Annotated in this window: 14 protein-coding genes; 7 read left to right on the top strand and 7 right to left on the bottom strand. The window is 70.0% G+C overall.

Annotated features, from left to right (window positions below; all coding sequences use genetic code 11):
* Window positions 1–38 precede the first annotated feature (38 nt).
* Complete coding sequence (locus tag ACGFIO_RS09145; RefSeq protein ID WP_392824048.1) at window positions 39–3,122, top strand: NACHT domain-containing protein; 3,084 nt, start codon at window positions 39–41, stop codon at window positions 3,120–3,122.
* Window positions 3,123–3,282: 160 nt separating this feature from the next.
* Here ACGFIO_RS09145 and ACGFIO_RS09140 read toward each other — a convergent pair whose 3' ends face one another.
* Window positions 3,283–4,362, bottom strand: coding sequence for a macro domain-containing protein (locus tag ACGFIO_RS09140; protein ID WP_392824046.1), 1,080 nt, complete (start codon window positions 4,360–4,362; stop codon window positions 3,283–3,285).
* Between the two features lie 5 nt (window positions 4,363–4,367).
* On the bottom strand, window positions 4,368–5,201 hold the full coding sequence (locus ACGFIO_RS09135) for a DUF4433 domain-containing protein (RefSeq protein ID WP_392824044.1): 834 nt from the start codon (window positions 5,199–5,201) through the stop codon (window positions 4,368–4,370).
* On the opposite strand from ACGFIO_RS09135, the gene ACGFIO_RS09130 reads away from it, so the two are divergent.
* A complete protein-coding gene (locus ACGFIO_RS09130) occupies window positions 5,167–5,733 on the top strand; it encodes an HhH-GPD-type base excision DNA repair protein (protein WP_392824043.1) in 567 nt (188 codons plus the stop codon). The genes ACGFIO_RS09135 and ACGFIO_RS09130 overlap by 35 nt on opposite strands.
* Before the next feature lie 82 nt (window positions 5,734–5,815).
* Window positions 5,816–6,163: a DUF3099 domain-containing protein gene (locus ACGFIO_RS09125; protein WP_392824040.1), complete on the top strand. Its 348-nt coding sequence runs from the start codon at window positions 5,816–5,818 to the stop codon at window positions 6,161–6,163.
* Here ACGFIO_RS09125 and ACGFIO_RS09120 read toward each other — a convergent pair.
* Complete coding sequence (locus ACGFIO_RS09120; protein ID WP_392824037.1) at window positions 6,160–7,041, bottom strand: carbohydrate kinase family protein; 882 nt, start codon at window positions 7,039–7,041, stop codon at window positions 6,160–6,162. The two genes, ACGFIO_RS09125 and ACGFIO_RS09120, sit on opposite strands and share 4 nt — an antisense overlap.
* Entirely contained in the window at window positions 7,038–7,985 is a 948-nt protein-coding gene (locus ACGFIO_RS09115) for a pseudouridine-5'-phosphate glycosidase (protein WP_392824034.1), read from the bottom strand. Before ACGFIO_RS09115 ends, ACGFIO_RS09120 begins: the two co-directional genes overlap by 4 nt.
* 161 nt (window positions 7,986–8,146) lie before the next feature.
* Here ACGFIO_RS09115 and ACGFIO_RS09110 point away from each other — a divergent pair, with 161 nt between their 5' ends.
* A complete protein-coding gene (locus ACGFIO_RS09110; protein WP_392824032.1) occupies window positions 8,147–8,365 on the top strand; it encodes a DUF3039 domain-containing protein in 219 nt (72 codons plus the stop codon).
* 185 nt (window positions 8,366–8,550) lie between these two features.
* On the top strand, window positions 8,551–10,281 hold the full coding sequence (locus ACGFIO_RS09105) for a DEAD/DEAH box helicase (RefSeq protein ID WP_392824029.1): 1,731 nt from the start codon (window positions 8,551–8,553) through the stop codon (window positions 10,279–10,281).
* Between the two features lie 106 nt (window positions 10,282–10,387).
* Here the strand turns inward: ACGFIO_RS09105 and ACGFIO_RS09100 are convergent, their stop codons facing one another.
* Together ACGFIO_RS09100 and ACGFIO_RS09095 are read right to left on the bottom strand one after the other, a co-directional pair.
* Entirely contained in the window at window positions 10,388–10,630 is a 243-nt protein-coding gene (locus tag ACGFIO_RS09100; RefSeq protein ID WP_392824027.1) for a hypothetical protein, read from the bottom strand.
* Between the two features lie 244 nt (window positions 10,631–10,874).
* Window positions 10,875–12,434 (bottom strand): RNA polymerase sigma factor, encoded by a 1,560-nt coding sequence (locus ACGFIO_RS09095; protein WP_392824024.1) that lies wholly within the window; start codon window positions 12,432–12,434, stop codon window positions 10,875–10,877.
* Window positions 12,435–12,695: 261 nt separating this feature from the next.
* On the opposite strand from ACGFIO_RS09095, the gene ACGFIO_RS09090 reads away from it, so the two are divergent.
* Window positions 12,696–13,526, top strand: a complete 831-nt coding sequence (locus ACGFIO_RS09090) for an inositol monophosphatase family protein (protein WP_392824365.1) — start codon at window positions 12,696–12,698, stop codon at window positions 13,524–13,526.
* A 103-nt stretch (window positions 13,527–13,629) separates the two neighbouring features.
* Here ACGFIO_RS09090 and ACGFIO_RS09085 read toward each other — a convergent pair whose 3' ends face one another.
* A complete protein-coding gene (locus ACGFIO_RS09085; RefSeq protein ID WP_392824022.1) occupies window positions 13,630–14,187 on the bottom strand; it encodes a LytR C-terminal domain-containing protein in 558 nt (185 codons plus the stop codon).
* 368 nt (window positions 14,188–14,555) lie between these two features.
* Between ACGFIO_RS09085 and ACGFIO_RS09080 the strand changes: the two genes are divergently transcribed.
* The gene (locus ACGFIO_RS09080) at window positions 14,556–14,852 is read left to right on the top strand and encodes a DUF4193 domain-containing protein (protein ID WP_285683063.1); all 297 of its coding nucleotides are present in this window, start codon (window positions 14,556–14,558) and stop codon (window positions 14,850–14,852) included.
* The last annotated feature ends 56 nt before the right edge of the window (window positions 14,853–14,908 follow it).

The following is a 14,908-nucleotide window of genomic DNA, read 5'->3' as shown; positions in this document are numbered from 1 at the left end:
GTGCGCAGAGCAAAGGGGCCGTGCTCCATCATGGTGCGATGGGTCGGAGACTGCGTTACGCCGATGCCGTCCGGCTTCTCGGCGGCACCGGGCCGGCGGCCGCCGGTGTGGAAAACCTGCTCGGCACGGCGCTGTCGCTGGCCACGGCCGGTGGCAGCGAGGTCGCGCTCAGCCTCTTCGACGCCAAGACCGAGATGGTCCGGCTGGGCCGGGTCGCCGCCGGCCAGCTGCGGGACAAGTGGAGCGGGTACGGACGGTACGAGCGCAATCTGCGGCTCGAGGCGGCACACGGCGTACTCGTGGTGATCGCGTTCTTCGAGGCGTTCGACGAGATCGTCACGGCCGCCGACTTCCCGGCGCCCGAACTCAGCCGGGACGATCAGGTGCTGCTGGCCGCGCGTACCCCGCTGCACGGCGACTGGCTGCACTCGCTGCTGGAGACGCCGCTGCCGGTCCCGGCGGCCGAGCGGGGCTACCACCAGCTGCTGGACGAGCTCGCGACCTGGTACGCGGGCACCGGCGACTGGTTCGTCGGCTTCCTCGAGGGGCTGGCCGAGTGGGACCGGGCCGACGAGCGGGCCCGTGGCGCCGTCACCCGGCTGATGCGGGAACGGCTGCCGCACCGGGCCGTCCAGCACTACGAGGAGGGCCACCGGCGGCTGGCCGTGGATGTCCCGGAGTTCGCGATCTGGGTCGACCGGGCCGAGTCGCGGGCCGTCGGGCGTGGGCTGGCCGAGCTGGAGGCGATCCTCCGGCGGACCACGGCCGGGGCCGGTCCGGAGCGTCATCGGGCCGCGCTGGCCTCGGCCTACCGGGCCGAACTGGACCGGCCCATCCTCGGCCGGGACACCGCCGACCCGGGCGACGCCGGCGGGCTGACCATTCCGCTGCTCGGCGAAGCCTATGTGGATGCGAGGTTCCGGGCGCGGGAGTGCGGGCCGGGGTCGAAGCCGGGCGACGAGGACTGGTGGGCCGCCGCGACACCCCGCGACGACCTGTCCGGATTCCTGGTCCGCTATCTGATCACGCCGCAGGCGACGGTCGCTCCGCTGCTGCTGCTCGGTCAGCCGGGCGCGGGCAAGTCGGCGCTCACCCGGATCCTCGCGGCGCGGCTGCCGGCCTCCGACTTCCTGGCCGTGCGGGTGGTGTTGCGCGAGGTGCCGGCCGAGGCGCCGATCCAGGACCAGATCGAGTACGCGCTGCGGGCCGCTATCCACGAGTCGGTCGCCTGGGCCGAGCTGTCCCGGACGGCGGGTGGCGCCCTGCCGGTGGTCATGTTGGACGGCTTCGACGAGCTGCTCCAGGCCACCGGCGTGCACCGGTCCGACTACCTGGAACGGGTGGCCGAGTTCCAGCGGGCCGAGGCGGTGCAGGGCCGGTCGGTCGCGGTGATAGTGACCAGCCGCCTGGCCGTGGCCGACCGGGCCCGGCTGGCCGAGGACGGCGTGGCGGTGCGGCTCGAGCCGTTCGACGACGCGCAGGTGGGACGCTGGCTGGACACCTGGAACACGGCCAACCGGGCGGCACTGGGGCGCCGTGGTCTGCGTACCCTGCCCAAAGAGGTCGTGGGCCGCTTCCCGGACCTGGCCCGGCAGCCGTTGCTGCTGCTCATGCTCGCCCTCTACGACGCGAGCGGGAACGCGCTGCAGAACGCCGGCGCCACCTTCGGCACCGCGCAGCTCTACGACCGGTTGCTGCACGACTTCGCGGTGCGTGAGGTGCGCCGCTGGCACCAGGAACGGCCGGACCACGAGCTGGCCGGGCTGGTCGCGGACGAGCTGATGCGGCTGTCCATCGTGGCGTTCGCGATGTTCAACCGTGGGCGGCAGTGGGTTACCGAACGGGAACTTGACGACGATCTCACCGGGCTGCGCGTCGAGCCGGCGCGCCGTGGCCCAGCCGAGGACTTCCGGAGTCCGCTGACCGCGGGGCAGGAGGTGGTCGGACGGTTCTTCTTCATCCAGCGGGCGCAGGCCACGCAGGACGGCCGGGCCCTGCAGACGTACGAGTTCCTGCACGCGACGTTCGGCGAGTACCTGGTGGCCCGGCTGCTGGCGGGCATCCTGCGGGAGAACGCGGCCCGCGAGACCAGCCGGGTGGTCCGCCTGGGCGCCGGCGGCGGCGGTGACGAGGAGCTGCTCCGCGGGCTGCTCGGCTTCACGCCGCTGACCGCCCGCAATACGGTGCTGTCGTTCGTGGCCGACATGCTCGCCACCTCCGGGCCTGGGCCGGTGCACGCCTGGCTGATCGGCCGGCTGCAGGCCGCGGTGTTCCGGCCCGAGGCTTCGCCGCGCGCGTACGGGAACCTGCCCAAGCGGGCCGACCACTGGATGAGCATCTACTCGCTCAACCTGGTCCTGCTCGCCCTGGCCTGCGGCGAACCGGTCCGCGCGAGCGAGGTGTGGACCCTGGCCCAGGAGCCGGCGCGCTGGCTGCAGGGCCTGTCGCTGGGCTGGCAGGCCGCGGTGCCGCCGTCGAGCTGGTTCGAGGTGACGGCCCACCTCGACGTGCGGCGGACCTACGCCCCCGACGGCCGCAACGACATCGTGCTCGGGCGCTACACCGGCGAGCCGGTCGAGAAGGTGGACCCGCTGTGGTCGTTCCGCACGGACGGCTCGGCGCCCTTCGAGACCGCGTACGAGATGGATGAGGCGCTGCGCTCGATGCATCTCAGCAACCACCTCAGCGAGGACGTCTTCCGGCACGCCGTCGAGCCGCTGCTGGACCACATGCCGCGCGCGGTCACCCACTTCTTCGCGCACGGCCCGGGTGACGCCGAGTCGGTGGCGCACAGCCTGCTGAGCCTGCTCATGGTCTCGGCCGCCGACGAGGAGCCGGGCCTGCCCCGGGCCTACGACCGCGCGGTGGCCGTGCTGACCCAGTTCGTGGCCCTGGTCGAAGACCCGACCAACGAGGTGATCCTGCTGCTGCGGACGATGAGGCAGGACGCCGGGCGGCTCGGGCCGGCCCGGGTGGCGCACTACTGCCGGCGGATCGCCGAGACCGGCATCCATTCGCTGACCGTGGTCCGGGCGATTCGCAAGTGCCTGACCGCCGGTGACGTGCCCGCGGACGAGGCGGACCGGATCGAGGAAACACTGGTCCAGCGGGTGCAGTTCTGACCCTCGCCGGGTTGACCAGCAGGGCAGACTGGCCGCATGTCGTTGCCGATCGACGCCGCGGCCAATGAGCTGCTCTCCACCGATCCGCCGGCGCTGCTGATCGGGATGCCCCTGGACCAGCAGCTGCTCCGGAGCTTCAGAATTCGCGTGGGTCCAGACGCTAACTGGCGGTCGCCGATGTCGGCAGGAGCCGAACCTCGGCAAGTCGCTGAGCCGCCAGAGCGACGTGCCTGGGCGTGAACATACGAGCCTTGCGAAGACTCCAGGACGCGACTCGATCGGCCAGCGCTCGCGGATCGGCGGTCTCAGGGCTGTGCGTCGACGCGAAGTGAACCGTTGCGAGTAACTCGAGGCTGTACGGAGTCTCAAAGCCGTCGACCAGGCGAAGTAGTGCGTCCAACCGCTCCTGATCATCCCCATGGCGGCTCAGCAGGTCGTCAGCGGCTTCGGCACTCTCGCGAAGAGGGTTGATCGGTACGAACTCGGTCACGCGGGCCGACCTGTCACCCAGGCCGGTGAGGTGGTGACCTTCCATCGCGTCCAACGTCTGTCCCAGCGCCGGAGCGTACGGTCCGTAAGTTCCGCGCACGAAGTCGAGCCTCAACGGTGCGCCGAGAGCTTGCAGGAAATAGGCGAGCTTCTGGATCTCGAGCTCGCTGATGCCGTTACGCACCTCTTGGAGCCGCGCGCGTCCGAGGTAACGGCTGATGGCAGCGACCAGCAGGGCCCGCGGCCGCGTCAGTGGGGTCTGCGGCGTCGCGTTAGGCATTGCTTGCGGGGACGGCGCTCCCGCGGGCGCGAAGACAACGGCTCGTACGTCCGGCATCTGGGCACATGCCTGCTCGATCAACGGGCGGACCTCATCCCATGAGAGGCCACCGTTGCCACAGCCGAGAGCCGGTATGGCTATGGACTTGATGCCGAGCTCGTCAACCGTTCTGACCAGAGACTTCAATCCGGCGGACACGTCCTCCAGCCGCGAGGAACTTCTCCAGTGCTGCTTGGTCGGAAAGTTGAGCACATATCGTCGCGGCCCCAGAACGCCGGTGTCGAAGACCCAGACGCGGCCCAGTCGCACGTCACCGCGTTCGCAGGCGGCCTGGTACGCGCGGAAGTTCGCGGGAAACGCTCGCTTGAACTGCAGCGCGATCCCCTTGCCCATGACACCGACGGTGTTGACAGTGTTGACGAGTGCCTCAACGTCGGACGTCAGTAGGTTGCCGGTGCCAGGTTCGATCACGTTCCTCACCTCCGCTCATAGCCGTAGTACCAGCTGGGTCTGACAACAATTCGCTGTGCCAGCGCATGATCCACTAGAAGTTTACCGACTTGAGACGCGAGTTCGTCGTTCTGCACGGCGACCCATCGGATGACGGTCAACGGCAACTCGCCGTAGACCAGGAACTCGGCCTGTCGTCTCCGCTGACGGTCCAGATCTTCCTGTGTGCTGTTCCAGCGCTGAGCCGACATAAGGGGCCAGTCGACCATCCGATTCATGTCCTGCAGGTCAGCGGTGAACTCGGTCGTTGCCGTCGCGGCGTTGCCGTCTGTCGCGACCCATGTTGAGCCGCCGTCGATCACTGCGCCCACGGTCGTCACGAGGTAGATGAGTGATTTGTCGCCGCCGGAGTAGCGGTTGGGGATGCTGTCGCGGCGGTCGCACGCGATGCGGTACATCATCGGTGACCGGGTCGCGAAGTAGAACGGGACATAGTCGCCGACTCGACCACCGGGCTCGATGGGAATAACGCGCCGCCGCCTCGACTCCTTGATGTCCGGATCCCCGACCTCAGTCCTCGTCATCCCCTCGCGAGCTACCGAGTCGCAGCGCAGCAAGCCTGCGGCCCGAATCGCTCCGAGGTTGTCGACATGGGTGAAGTGGTAGATCCACCGGTCGCCGACGGCTGGAACAACTGACTGCGCCATGCTGTAGTTGTCTCCATCCCCGGCGGCCTGGCTCCGTTGCGGAACGAGGATGACATCTATCGGCACCGTAGAGAAGCCGACGTGTCCGAAGACCGTCGCCGGGAAGGACAGGACCAGAATGGCTATGTCGCTGCCGATCGACGCCGCGGCCAATGAGCTGCTCTCCACCGATCCGTTGGCGCTGCTGATCGGGATGACCCTGGACCAGCAGGACAAATTGGAGAAGGCGTTCAGCTCACCGTACGTGCTGTCGCAGCGGCTCGGCCATGTGCCGACCGCGGAGGAGCTGGCCGGTTACGACCCGGACGCGCTGATCGCGGTGTTCGCGACGCCGCCGGCGTTGCACCGGTTCCCCAAGGCGATGGCCGGGCGGGTCCAGGAGGTGTGCCGGGTGCTGGTCGAGCGGTACGACGGCGACGCGGCCGGCCTGTGGAAAGACGCGGGCACCGGGGCCGAGCTGGTCAAGCGGGTGTCGTCGCTGCCCGGGTTCGGCCGGCAGAAGTCGCAGATCTTCACCGCGCTGCTCGGCAAGCGGTTCGGGGTGCGGCCGGACGGCTGGCGGGAGGCAGCGGGCCACTACGGCGAGGAAGGGTCGCACCGGTCGGTGGCGGACATCGTCGACCCGGGGTCGCTGGAGAAGGTCCGGGCGTACAAGAAGGAGATGAAGGCGGCGGCCAAGGCCTGACCCCCACGGTTGTGCATCGACTCCGGCAAGGTGGGCAGTACGGGGCAGACGGTGCAAGGATGAGGGGTCGATCGGAGACAGCGTGAAGAAGCAGCAGGAGCGGCCCACGGTGATCACCGACGCCGCCCGCAGCCAGGGCGATCAGCTCCGCAGCCGGGAGATCCGCTATGTGTCGATGATGGCGCTGCGGGCCGCCTGCCTGATCACGGGTGCGGTGCTGATCAGCGTGCGGCCGCCGCTGTTGCCGCTGTGGCTGATCCTGTGCGCGGCGGGCATGGTGATTCTGCCGTGGATGGCGGTGCTGATCGCGAACGACCGGCCGGCCAAGACCAAGGCCGAGCGGGCCGCCTCCCGGCACCAGGTCGACCAGCGGATGATCGAGCCCGAGCGGGCCGAGCAGCCGCCCCGCGTGATCGACGCCGACGACTAGGGGCGCGCCCCCACCTTGGTGACCGCGGCCGCGCCCAGGGCGGCGCCCGCGGACAGGGCCTCGGCCGGTGACGCGCCGGTGCACCAGGACCGCAGCAGGCCGGCCGCGAAGGCGTCGCCGGCGCCGGTCGGCTCGGCCACGACCACGGGGGACGGCGGCGGCAGGGTGACCACCTCGCCGTCCGGGCCGGCCCAGACCGCGCCCTTGGCGCCCAGCTTCACGACCACGTTGCGGGCGTGGGCGGTCAGGCGGACGGCCTGCTCGGCCGGGGTGCCGGGCCCGGCCAACACGGTCGCCTCGTCGGCGTTGGCGAGGAGCAGGTCGGCGCCGCGGATCCAGTCGGGGAACGACGGCGTACGGCGCAGCGGGGCCGCCGAGGACGCGTCGACGCTCATCGTGAGGCCACGCTCCCGGGCCGCGGCCAGCGCCGCCCGCCCGGCCTGCCGGCAGCCCTCGTTGAGCAGCACATAGCCGGAAAGGTGCAGGTGGACGGGGTCGTCGGCGGCGACTACAGCGGCCCGGACGTCGGCCGGGCCGAGCAGCAGGCAGGCGCCGGGGTCGGTGATCAGGGTGCGCTCGTGCGGGGTCGCGAGGACCACGACCGTGCCGGTACGCGCGGACGGGTGCGCCCGTACCGCGCAGTTCACACCGGCCCCGGTGAGCTCGGCGACGCGGTCCCGGCCGGCCGCGTCGTCGCCCACCGACGCGATGAGGGTGACCGGAGCGCCGGCGTGGGCCAGCCAGGCGGCCGTGTTGGCCCCCTGCCCGCCGCCCGAGGGCGTGATCGCGGCGAGCGTGTCGGTGCCGGCCTCGATCTCGCCGTCGGGCACGACCACCACGTCGGTGATCAGGTCGCCGACGACGAGGACGCGGCTCATGCGGGTACGGAGAAGCCCAGCGGTGCGGGGGCGGGTGCGGCGGCGACGGCGATCTGGGCGGCCAGGGCGGCGTTGCGCAGGATGATGCGTACGTTGACGGCCAGGCTCTGCCCCTGCGTGCTGGTGTGGAAGTGGGCCAGCAGGAACGGTGTGACCGCCTTGCCGGTGATGTGTTCCTGGGCCAGCCGCGCCAGCCCCTCGGCCAGGGTGCGGTCGTGCAGGCCGATGTCGAGTTGCTCGTCGATCGGCAGCGGGTTGGCCACGATCAGCGCGCCCGGGCTGACGCCCTGCTCGTCGCGGGCCTTCATCGCGGCCGCCACCTGGGCCGGCGAGTCGAGCGCCCAGTCCAGGTCGTGGCCGCCGTCGGTGATGAAGAAGCCGGGGAACCGCCTGGTCCGGTAGCCCGCCACGGCCACGCCGAGGGTCTCCAGCCGTTCCAGGGTCGCGCCCACGTCGAGGATCGATTTCACCCCGGCACAGACCACCGCGATGGGGGTACGCGCCAGCGTCGTCAGGTCGGCCGATTCGTCGAACGTGCTGCTGGCCTGGCGATGCACCCCGCCCAGGCCGCCGGTGGCGAACACCCCGATGCCCGCCGCGGCGGCCACCGCGCTGGTCGCGGCCACGGTGGTGGCGCCGTCGGCACCGGTCGCGGCGGCCACCGCGAGGTCGCGTACCGAGAGTTTGGCGGTCTCGCCGGGCTGGGCCAGGTGTTCGATCTGCTCGGCGGACAGCCCGACGACCAGTTTGCCACCGATCATCCCGATGGTGGCGGGAACGGCACCGTTGTCCCGTACGGTCGACTCGATCTCGTGGGCCACCCGCACGTTGTCGGGGTGCGGCAGCCCGTGCGAGATGATCGTGCTCTCGAGGGCGACGACTGGCCGCCCGTCCCGGCGCGCGCGGGTCACGTGCTCGCCGTACTGAATCGCGAAGTCGGTCACGAGGGCAACCGTACGGTGCCCGGAAGCGCCATGGTCGTTGGACCGACCAGGCGAGAGGTGTCAGACTTGTCGTTTGGAGCTTCGTCCGCCGAACGGGGGCCACGTCCATGTGCGGGCCGGCGGCACGCCAAAGCGATTGACCGTTACGAGAGGCAGATACCGTGAGCACGCAGATCCTGGAGCGCCCGGAGACCAAGGATGCGGACACCGGGCCCGAGATGTTCCACTACGTGCGCAAGGAGAAGATCGCGGAAAGTGCCGTGATGGGCACCTTCGTGATCGCGCTGTGCGGGGAGAAATTCCCGGTGACGAAGACCCCGAAGCCCGGGTCGCCCGTGTGCCCGGCGTGCAAGGAGATCTACGACGCCATGAAGCACTGAGCAGCGACAACCCCGCGCGGCGGCCGGCCGCCTGACCAGTCTGGTCGGGCGTGGCCGCCGTTCGTGTGCGGCCGGGCACACCATCGGCCTCTGCCGTCACATCCGGCCCATCCTCGATATGCTGGCTCAGCCTCCGCCGGGTTTCCGCGGGGGCCGTTTTTTGGTCTACGAAGGGTTGCTGCAGCTTGACTCCGCCGCTACCGGATCTGGAGACCTTCCCGCCTCTGCGGGCCTGGCAGCGCAAGGCACTGGTGGAATACCTGCGCCGGCGCTCCCCGGATTTCATGGCGGTCGCCACGCCCGGTGCCGGCAAGACCACGTTCGCGCTGCGCATCGCGGCCGAGCTGCTGGCCGACGGCACCGTCGAGGCGGTCACCGTGGTCTGTCCGACCGAGCACCTGAAGACGCAGTGGGCGCACGCCGCGGCCCGGGTCGGCATCCAGCTGGACCACTCGTTCCGCAACTCCGACGTGCATTCGTCGCGCGACTTCCACGGCGCGGTCCTGACCTACGCCCAGGTCGGCATGGCCCCCGCGGTGCACCGGCGGCGGACGATGACCCGGTCCACCTTCGTGATCCTGGACGAGATCCACCATGCCGGCGACTCCCGCACCTGGGGCGACGGCGTGAAGAGCGCCTTCGACGAGGCCGAGCGCCGGCTGATGCTGACCGGTACGCCGTTCCGGTCGGACGAGAACCCGATCCCGTTCGTCCTCTACGAGCGGGGCCAGGACGGCCTGCAGCGCTCGCGGGCCGACTCGGTCTACGGCTACTCGGACGCGCTGCGCGACGGCGTCGTCCGGCCGGTGCTGTTCATGGCCTACTCGGGCGAGACCCGCTGGCGGACCAACGCCGGTGACGAGTTGGCGGCCCGGCTGGGCGAGCCGATGACCAAGGACCTGATCGCGCAGGCCTGGCGCACCGCCCTGGACCATCGTGGCGACTGGATGCCGCAGGTGATGCGGGCGGCCGACGCGCGGCTCACCAAACTCCGCAATCACGGCATTCCCGACGCCGGTGGCCTGGTCATCGCCAGCGATCAGCAGACCGCCCGGGCGTACGCGAAACTCCTGGAGACCATCACCGGTGAGAAGGCCGTCGTGGTCCTCTCCGACGACGCGGGAGCGTCGGAGCGGATCGCCACCTTCGCCCTGTCCGAGCAGCGCTGGATGGTCGCGGTGCGGATGGTGTCGGAGGGCGTGGACATTCCGCGGCTGGCCGTCGGGGTGTACGCCACCAGCGCCTCCACCCCGCTCTACTTCGCCCAGGCGATCGGCCGTTTCGTAAGGGCCCGGCGCGAGGGCGAGACGGCGACGGTGTTCCTGCCCAGCGTCCCGCACCTGCTCGGCCTGGCCGGCGAGATGGAGGCGCAGCGCGACCACATCCTGGGCGCGCCCAAGGACCCGGACGGCCTGGACGACGACCTGCTCGAGCGGGCCCAGCGCGAGGAGAAGGCCGAGGGCGAGCTGGAGAAGCAGTTCGAGGCGCTGTCCGCGACCGCCGAACTGGACCAGGTGATCTTCGACGGCACGTCGTTCGGGATGGGCGCGCGGACGGGTACGCCCGAGGAGGAGGAATACCTGGGCCTGCCCGGCCTCCTGACCCCGGACCAGGTCACCGCGCTGCTCAGCAAGCGCCAGACCGAGCAACTGGCGGCCGAGAAGAAGGCCAAACGCAGCGCTCCGGTGGCCGAGGCGGTGCCGGCTCCCCGCGAGCCGGTGAACCTGAGCGCGGGGGAGAAGCGGGTCAGCCTCCGCCGCCAGCTCAACACCCTGGTCGCGGCCCACCACCACCGCACCGGTCTGCCGCACGGCAAGATCCATGCTGAGCTGCGCCGGATCTGCGGCGGGCCGCCGAGCGCCCAGGCCACGATCGAGCAACTCGAAGAGCGCATCGCCACCGTGCAGACGCTCTAGTGCGTATTAGGTCGGACTGGTGATCGACCACTCAGACCCAGGACATGAAAAGGGGGCGCTCCACACCGAGAGCGCCCCCTTTTGAAGCCTTGGGTGCGGGGGAAGTTCAGTTGGAGCTGGAGGACATCATGTCCGCACCGCGCCAGTCGAACTCGGGATCAGCCTTGTACTGAACCGCGATCTTCACGAGATCCTCGGCGTAGCGGTTGGCGTGGTGCCCGCAGAAAACGAGCTCACCGCCACCCGCCAAGGTCAAACGGAGCTTCCCGGCTGCATTGCAGCGGTCGCACCGTTCATCGGCAGCTGTGCCGGCCAAACTTCCCGCCGGCGGCGTGAGAGTCGGGGTCATCGCCTTCCTCCTCTGGTCGTCACCGATGAACTTGTTCCTCGGTTACTGCTCACCCATGGTGCAACATCGGTGCTCGTGCGAGCCTTCCCACTGTGCCCCGGGGGGACCCAAGTCACATGTGGTCCGGCAAGTGTGCCGTCCCCCAAGGGTGCCACGTCAACGATCTCGCGAGTACAACGGTCTGATCACCACCGTGTGTTGTACGTGTGGTGACCATTCCGACACGAAAGGTTGACTAGAAACCCTAGTCCAGGTAGTCGCGGAGGACCTGCGAACGGGACGGGTGGCGGAGCTTCGACATCGTCTTGGACTCGATCTGCCGGATCCGTTCCCGGGTCACCCCGTAGACCTGGCCGATCTCGTCCAGCGTACGCGGCTGGCCGTCGGTCAGTCCGAAGCGCAGCCGGACCACGCCCGCCTCACGCTCGGAGAGCGTCTGCAGAACCTGCTGGAGCTGGTCCTGCAGCAGCGAGAAGGACACCGCGTCGACCGCGACCACGGCCTCCGAGTCCTCGATGAAGTCGCCGAGCTGGCTGTCGCCCTCGTCACCGATCGTCTGGTCGAGGGAAATGGGCTCCCGCGCGTACTGCTGGATCTCCAGCACCTTTTCCGGCGTGATGTCCATCTCTTTGGCCAGCTCTTCCGGAGTGGGCTCGCGGCCCAGGTCCTGGAGCAGCTCACGCTGTATGCGGCCGAGCTTGTTGATGACCTCCACCATGTGCACCGGGATGCGGATGGTGCGGGCCTGGTCGGCCATGGCGCGGGTGATGGCCTGCCGGATCCACCAGGTGGCGTACGTGGAGAACTTGTAGCCCTTGGTGTAGTCGAATTTCTCGACGGCGCGGATGAGGCCGAGGTTGCCTTCCTGGATCAGGTCGAGGAAGGCCATGCCGCGGCCGGTGTAGCGCTTGGCCAGCGAGACCACGAGCCGCAGGTTGGCCTCGAGCAGGTGGTTCTTGGCCCGCTCGCCGTCGCGGCCGATCCAGCGCAGGTCGCGCTCCATCGTCCGCTCGAGCTTCTCCTCGCCCTCGTCGAAGCCGCGCAGCCGCTCGGCCGCGTACAGCCCCGCCTCGATCCGCTTGGCCAGCTCGACCTCCTGCTCGGCGTTCAGCAGGGGGACCTTGCCGATCTGCTTGAGGTACGCGCGGACCGAGTCGGCCGACGCCGTGAGCTCGGCGTCGCGCCGGGCCTGCTTGAGCGCCTCGGACTCCTCGTCGTCCCACTCGAAGTCGCCGTCGGTGGCCGAGCTGGCGGCGTCGGTGGCGGCGGCCCGGACCATCGCGGGCGGCTCCTCGACGACGACATCCTCGATGTCGGCGGCGAGTTCCTCGGGATCGATCTCCTCGCCGTCGGCGGGACCCTCACCCTCAGGGCCCTCGGTCGCCTTCGTCGCCTTGCCGGGACCGGCGGCGGCCTTCTTGGCGGGGGCCGCCTTCTTGGCGGCGGCTTTCTTGGCGGCCTTCTTGGCCGGTGCGGCACCGTCGGCGGCCGGAGCCGGCGCCGGTGCGGCCTTGGCGGCGGGCGCGGCCTTGGCCGTGGTGGCCTTGGAGGCGGGCGTTGCGGCCCGGGCGGCGGCGACCTTGCGGCGGGGAGCGGCGGCGGGGGCCGAGTCGACGACCACTGTGACGCCGGCGTCCACCAGCGCCCGGACGATCTTCTTCGCCTGGAGCGGGGTCACCTCGGCGGACTCGACAGTCTTCGCGACCTGGGATGCCGTGATCTGCCCGCCCGCGCCCTGAGCATGGGCGATCAGGGCCTCGGTGAGGGAGCGAACGTCGGCACCGGTCTGGTGGGCTTCTGTCACGAATGACCTTCCGGAGGGCGAGTAGCACGGCCTGATGCCCAGCACAGCGCACGGCGAGGAGGCTGGCCGGTGGTTGGTGGGAGCCCCCAGAATCCCGGACTCGGCCCGTCGCTGGGAGCCCGTTCATCGGTGGCAGGGGTGAATTGTAGCGCCGTCGGACGAGATCCTCCCGTCGCCGCACGCCACCGGCCCGTCGCGAGGGGGTCTTGCTGCGTGCCGGCGGCAGAATGGTAATGCCAAATCACGCTGGAGGTGACCGACATTCCCGGAACATCGACACCCGACGAGCTGCTGTCGCTCGCGGTGCGGACCGCTCGTGCGGCCGCCGCGACGGCCGTCCGGATGCGCGCCGAGGCCATCCACGATGTGCAGACCAAGAGCACAGATACCGATGTGGTCACAGCCGCCGACCGGGCGGTGGAGCGTCAGGTGATCGAGGCGCTGCGGGCCGAGCGGCCCGGCGACGGCGTCCTCGGCGAGGAGTACGGGGACAGCGCCGCACCCGAGCCCGGTGCCGTCCGCTGGATCCTCGACCCGATCGACGGCACCGTGAACTACCTCTACGGGCTGCCCTCGTGGGCGGTGTCGCTGGCCGCCGAGGTGGACGGCGTGGTGGTGGCCGGCGTGGTGCACAACCCGGCCACCGGCGACGAGTGGACGGCCACCCTGGGCGGAGGCGCCTGGCGGGTCGTAGCCGAAACCGGTGTACGCCGTCGGCTGAGCGGCTCGGTGCGTACCGACCTGGACCAGGCCCTGGTCGGCACCGGCTTCGGCTATGACGCGGCCCGTCGCGCCCATCAGGGCCGGGTGGTGGCCGCGCTGCTCACCCGGGTGCGGGACATCCGCCGGATCGGCGCCGCCTCGGTCGACCTGTGCATGGCGGCCGAGGGGATGCTGGACGCGTACTTCGAGAAGGGCCTCAACCCGTGGGACCACGCCGCCGGCGGCCTGGTGGCGACCGAGGCCGGTCTGCGCGTGTCCGGACTCGACGGCGATCCGGCGGGCAAGGACATGCTGATCGCGGCGCCGCCGGCCTTGTGGGGGCCGCTGCACGACGCCCTCAGCGAGCTCGACGCCGCCGGTGGCCCCTGACCGCCCGCCGGCCGCTCCACTGCACGAAACGAAACAGCCGGGGCGGGCGGTCGGGGGCAGCGGGGCTGTGATCGGGCAGTTCGGGGTGGGGGGAGGCGCGACGTTACTTGTCGTCCTCTTCCTTCTTTTTCTCCGGGGGCGGGGCGGGGCAGGCGCCCGGCGGGAGATCGGGCTCGCTCAGCTCGACCAGCGACTGGTTGACCTCGGTGCTGGTGGCGAGCTGCCGGTACTGATCACCGATGATGATGTCGATCACGTCGTTGGTGCGTTTGGCGCTGTACTCGGTCTTGGCCCGGCCCAGGAAGTACGCGTTGATCAGCTGAGCGTTGCCGACCGCCTTGGGTCCGTACTGGAGGATGGCCACCCGTGGGAACTTGGTCTTGCTCTCCCGTGGGGGCTGCACCTGGAAGCCCCGGTTCTTGAAGTCGTCGCTGACCCGGTCGGCCAGGCCGGCCGTCTTCGTCCCGTTCAGGACCCGGATCTTGACCTCGTCGGTGTCGTCGGGGAGCGTGATGTTCGCCAGCGGGGCGCCCTCGGGGCAACCGCCGTCGGCCGAGGCACCGCCCTGGGTGTCACGGACCAGCGCGACCACGACGAAGACGACCGCGGCCACACCGAGGACGCCGAGGACGACGAACGCTCGGACGCGCGCAAAACTCATACTGCTCGGCTCCAGTACATGTGCCTCGATGGGGAATGAGGTGAGGTTAGCGTCTGCCCGCCAACCCTGCGGAAACAGGAGATACTTCCGGCGCGCCGACGATGATCCACGCGCTGGTGCCCCTACCTTGATGTCGCCTCAGTCACATCGGGAACAATGAGCCGCCTGCGTGCGTACAACCGTCCTACGGGAGCGGTAAGGTACCGCGCTCGCCGGGACATATCCACGAGGGGGTGGAGACGTCCTGGGCGGCAGTCGCTCTCCACTGAACGGGTGAGTAAGAAAAGTCCGCGGGAACCGGGAACCAGGAAGACGTCACCGGCGTTACTAACGCCAAGTGACACATCGATACAGGAGAGTGAAGACCGATGGCCACCGACTACGACGCCCCGCGTCGCGACGAGGTCGACCTCGGCGAGGACAGCCTCGAGGAGTTGAAGTCCCGCCGAGCCGACTCGCAGTCGGGGGCAGTGGATGTCGACGAGGTCGAGGTGGCGGAGAGCTTCGAGCTCCCCGGCGCTGACCTGGCCGACGAGGAACTCACCGTCAAGGTTCTGCCGATGCAGACCGACGAGTTCCGCTGCTCCCGCTGTTTCCTCGTGCATCATCGCAGCCAGCTGGCGGCGGAACGCAACGGGGATCTGATCTGCCGTGAGTGCGCCTGACCTGCGGGTCACGCACAGGCCTGTTTGACTGGGCCGGTACGCGGTGAAACAAGAGG

The organism is Actinoplanes sp. NPDC049265 (assembly GCF_043197135.1).
Lineage (GTDB): Bacteria > Actinomycetota > Actinomycetes > Mycobacteriales > Micromonosporaceae > Actinoplanes.
Note: the sequence above shows the minus strand (reverse complement) of the source record. Positions and strands in the feature narration are given on the sequence as shown.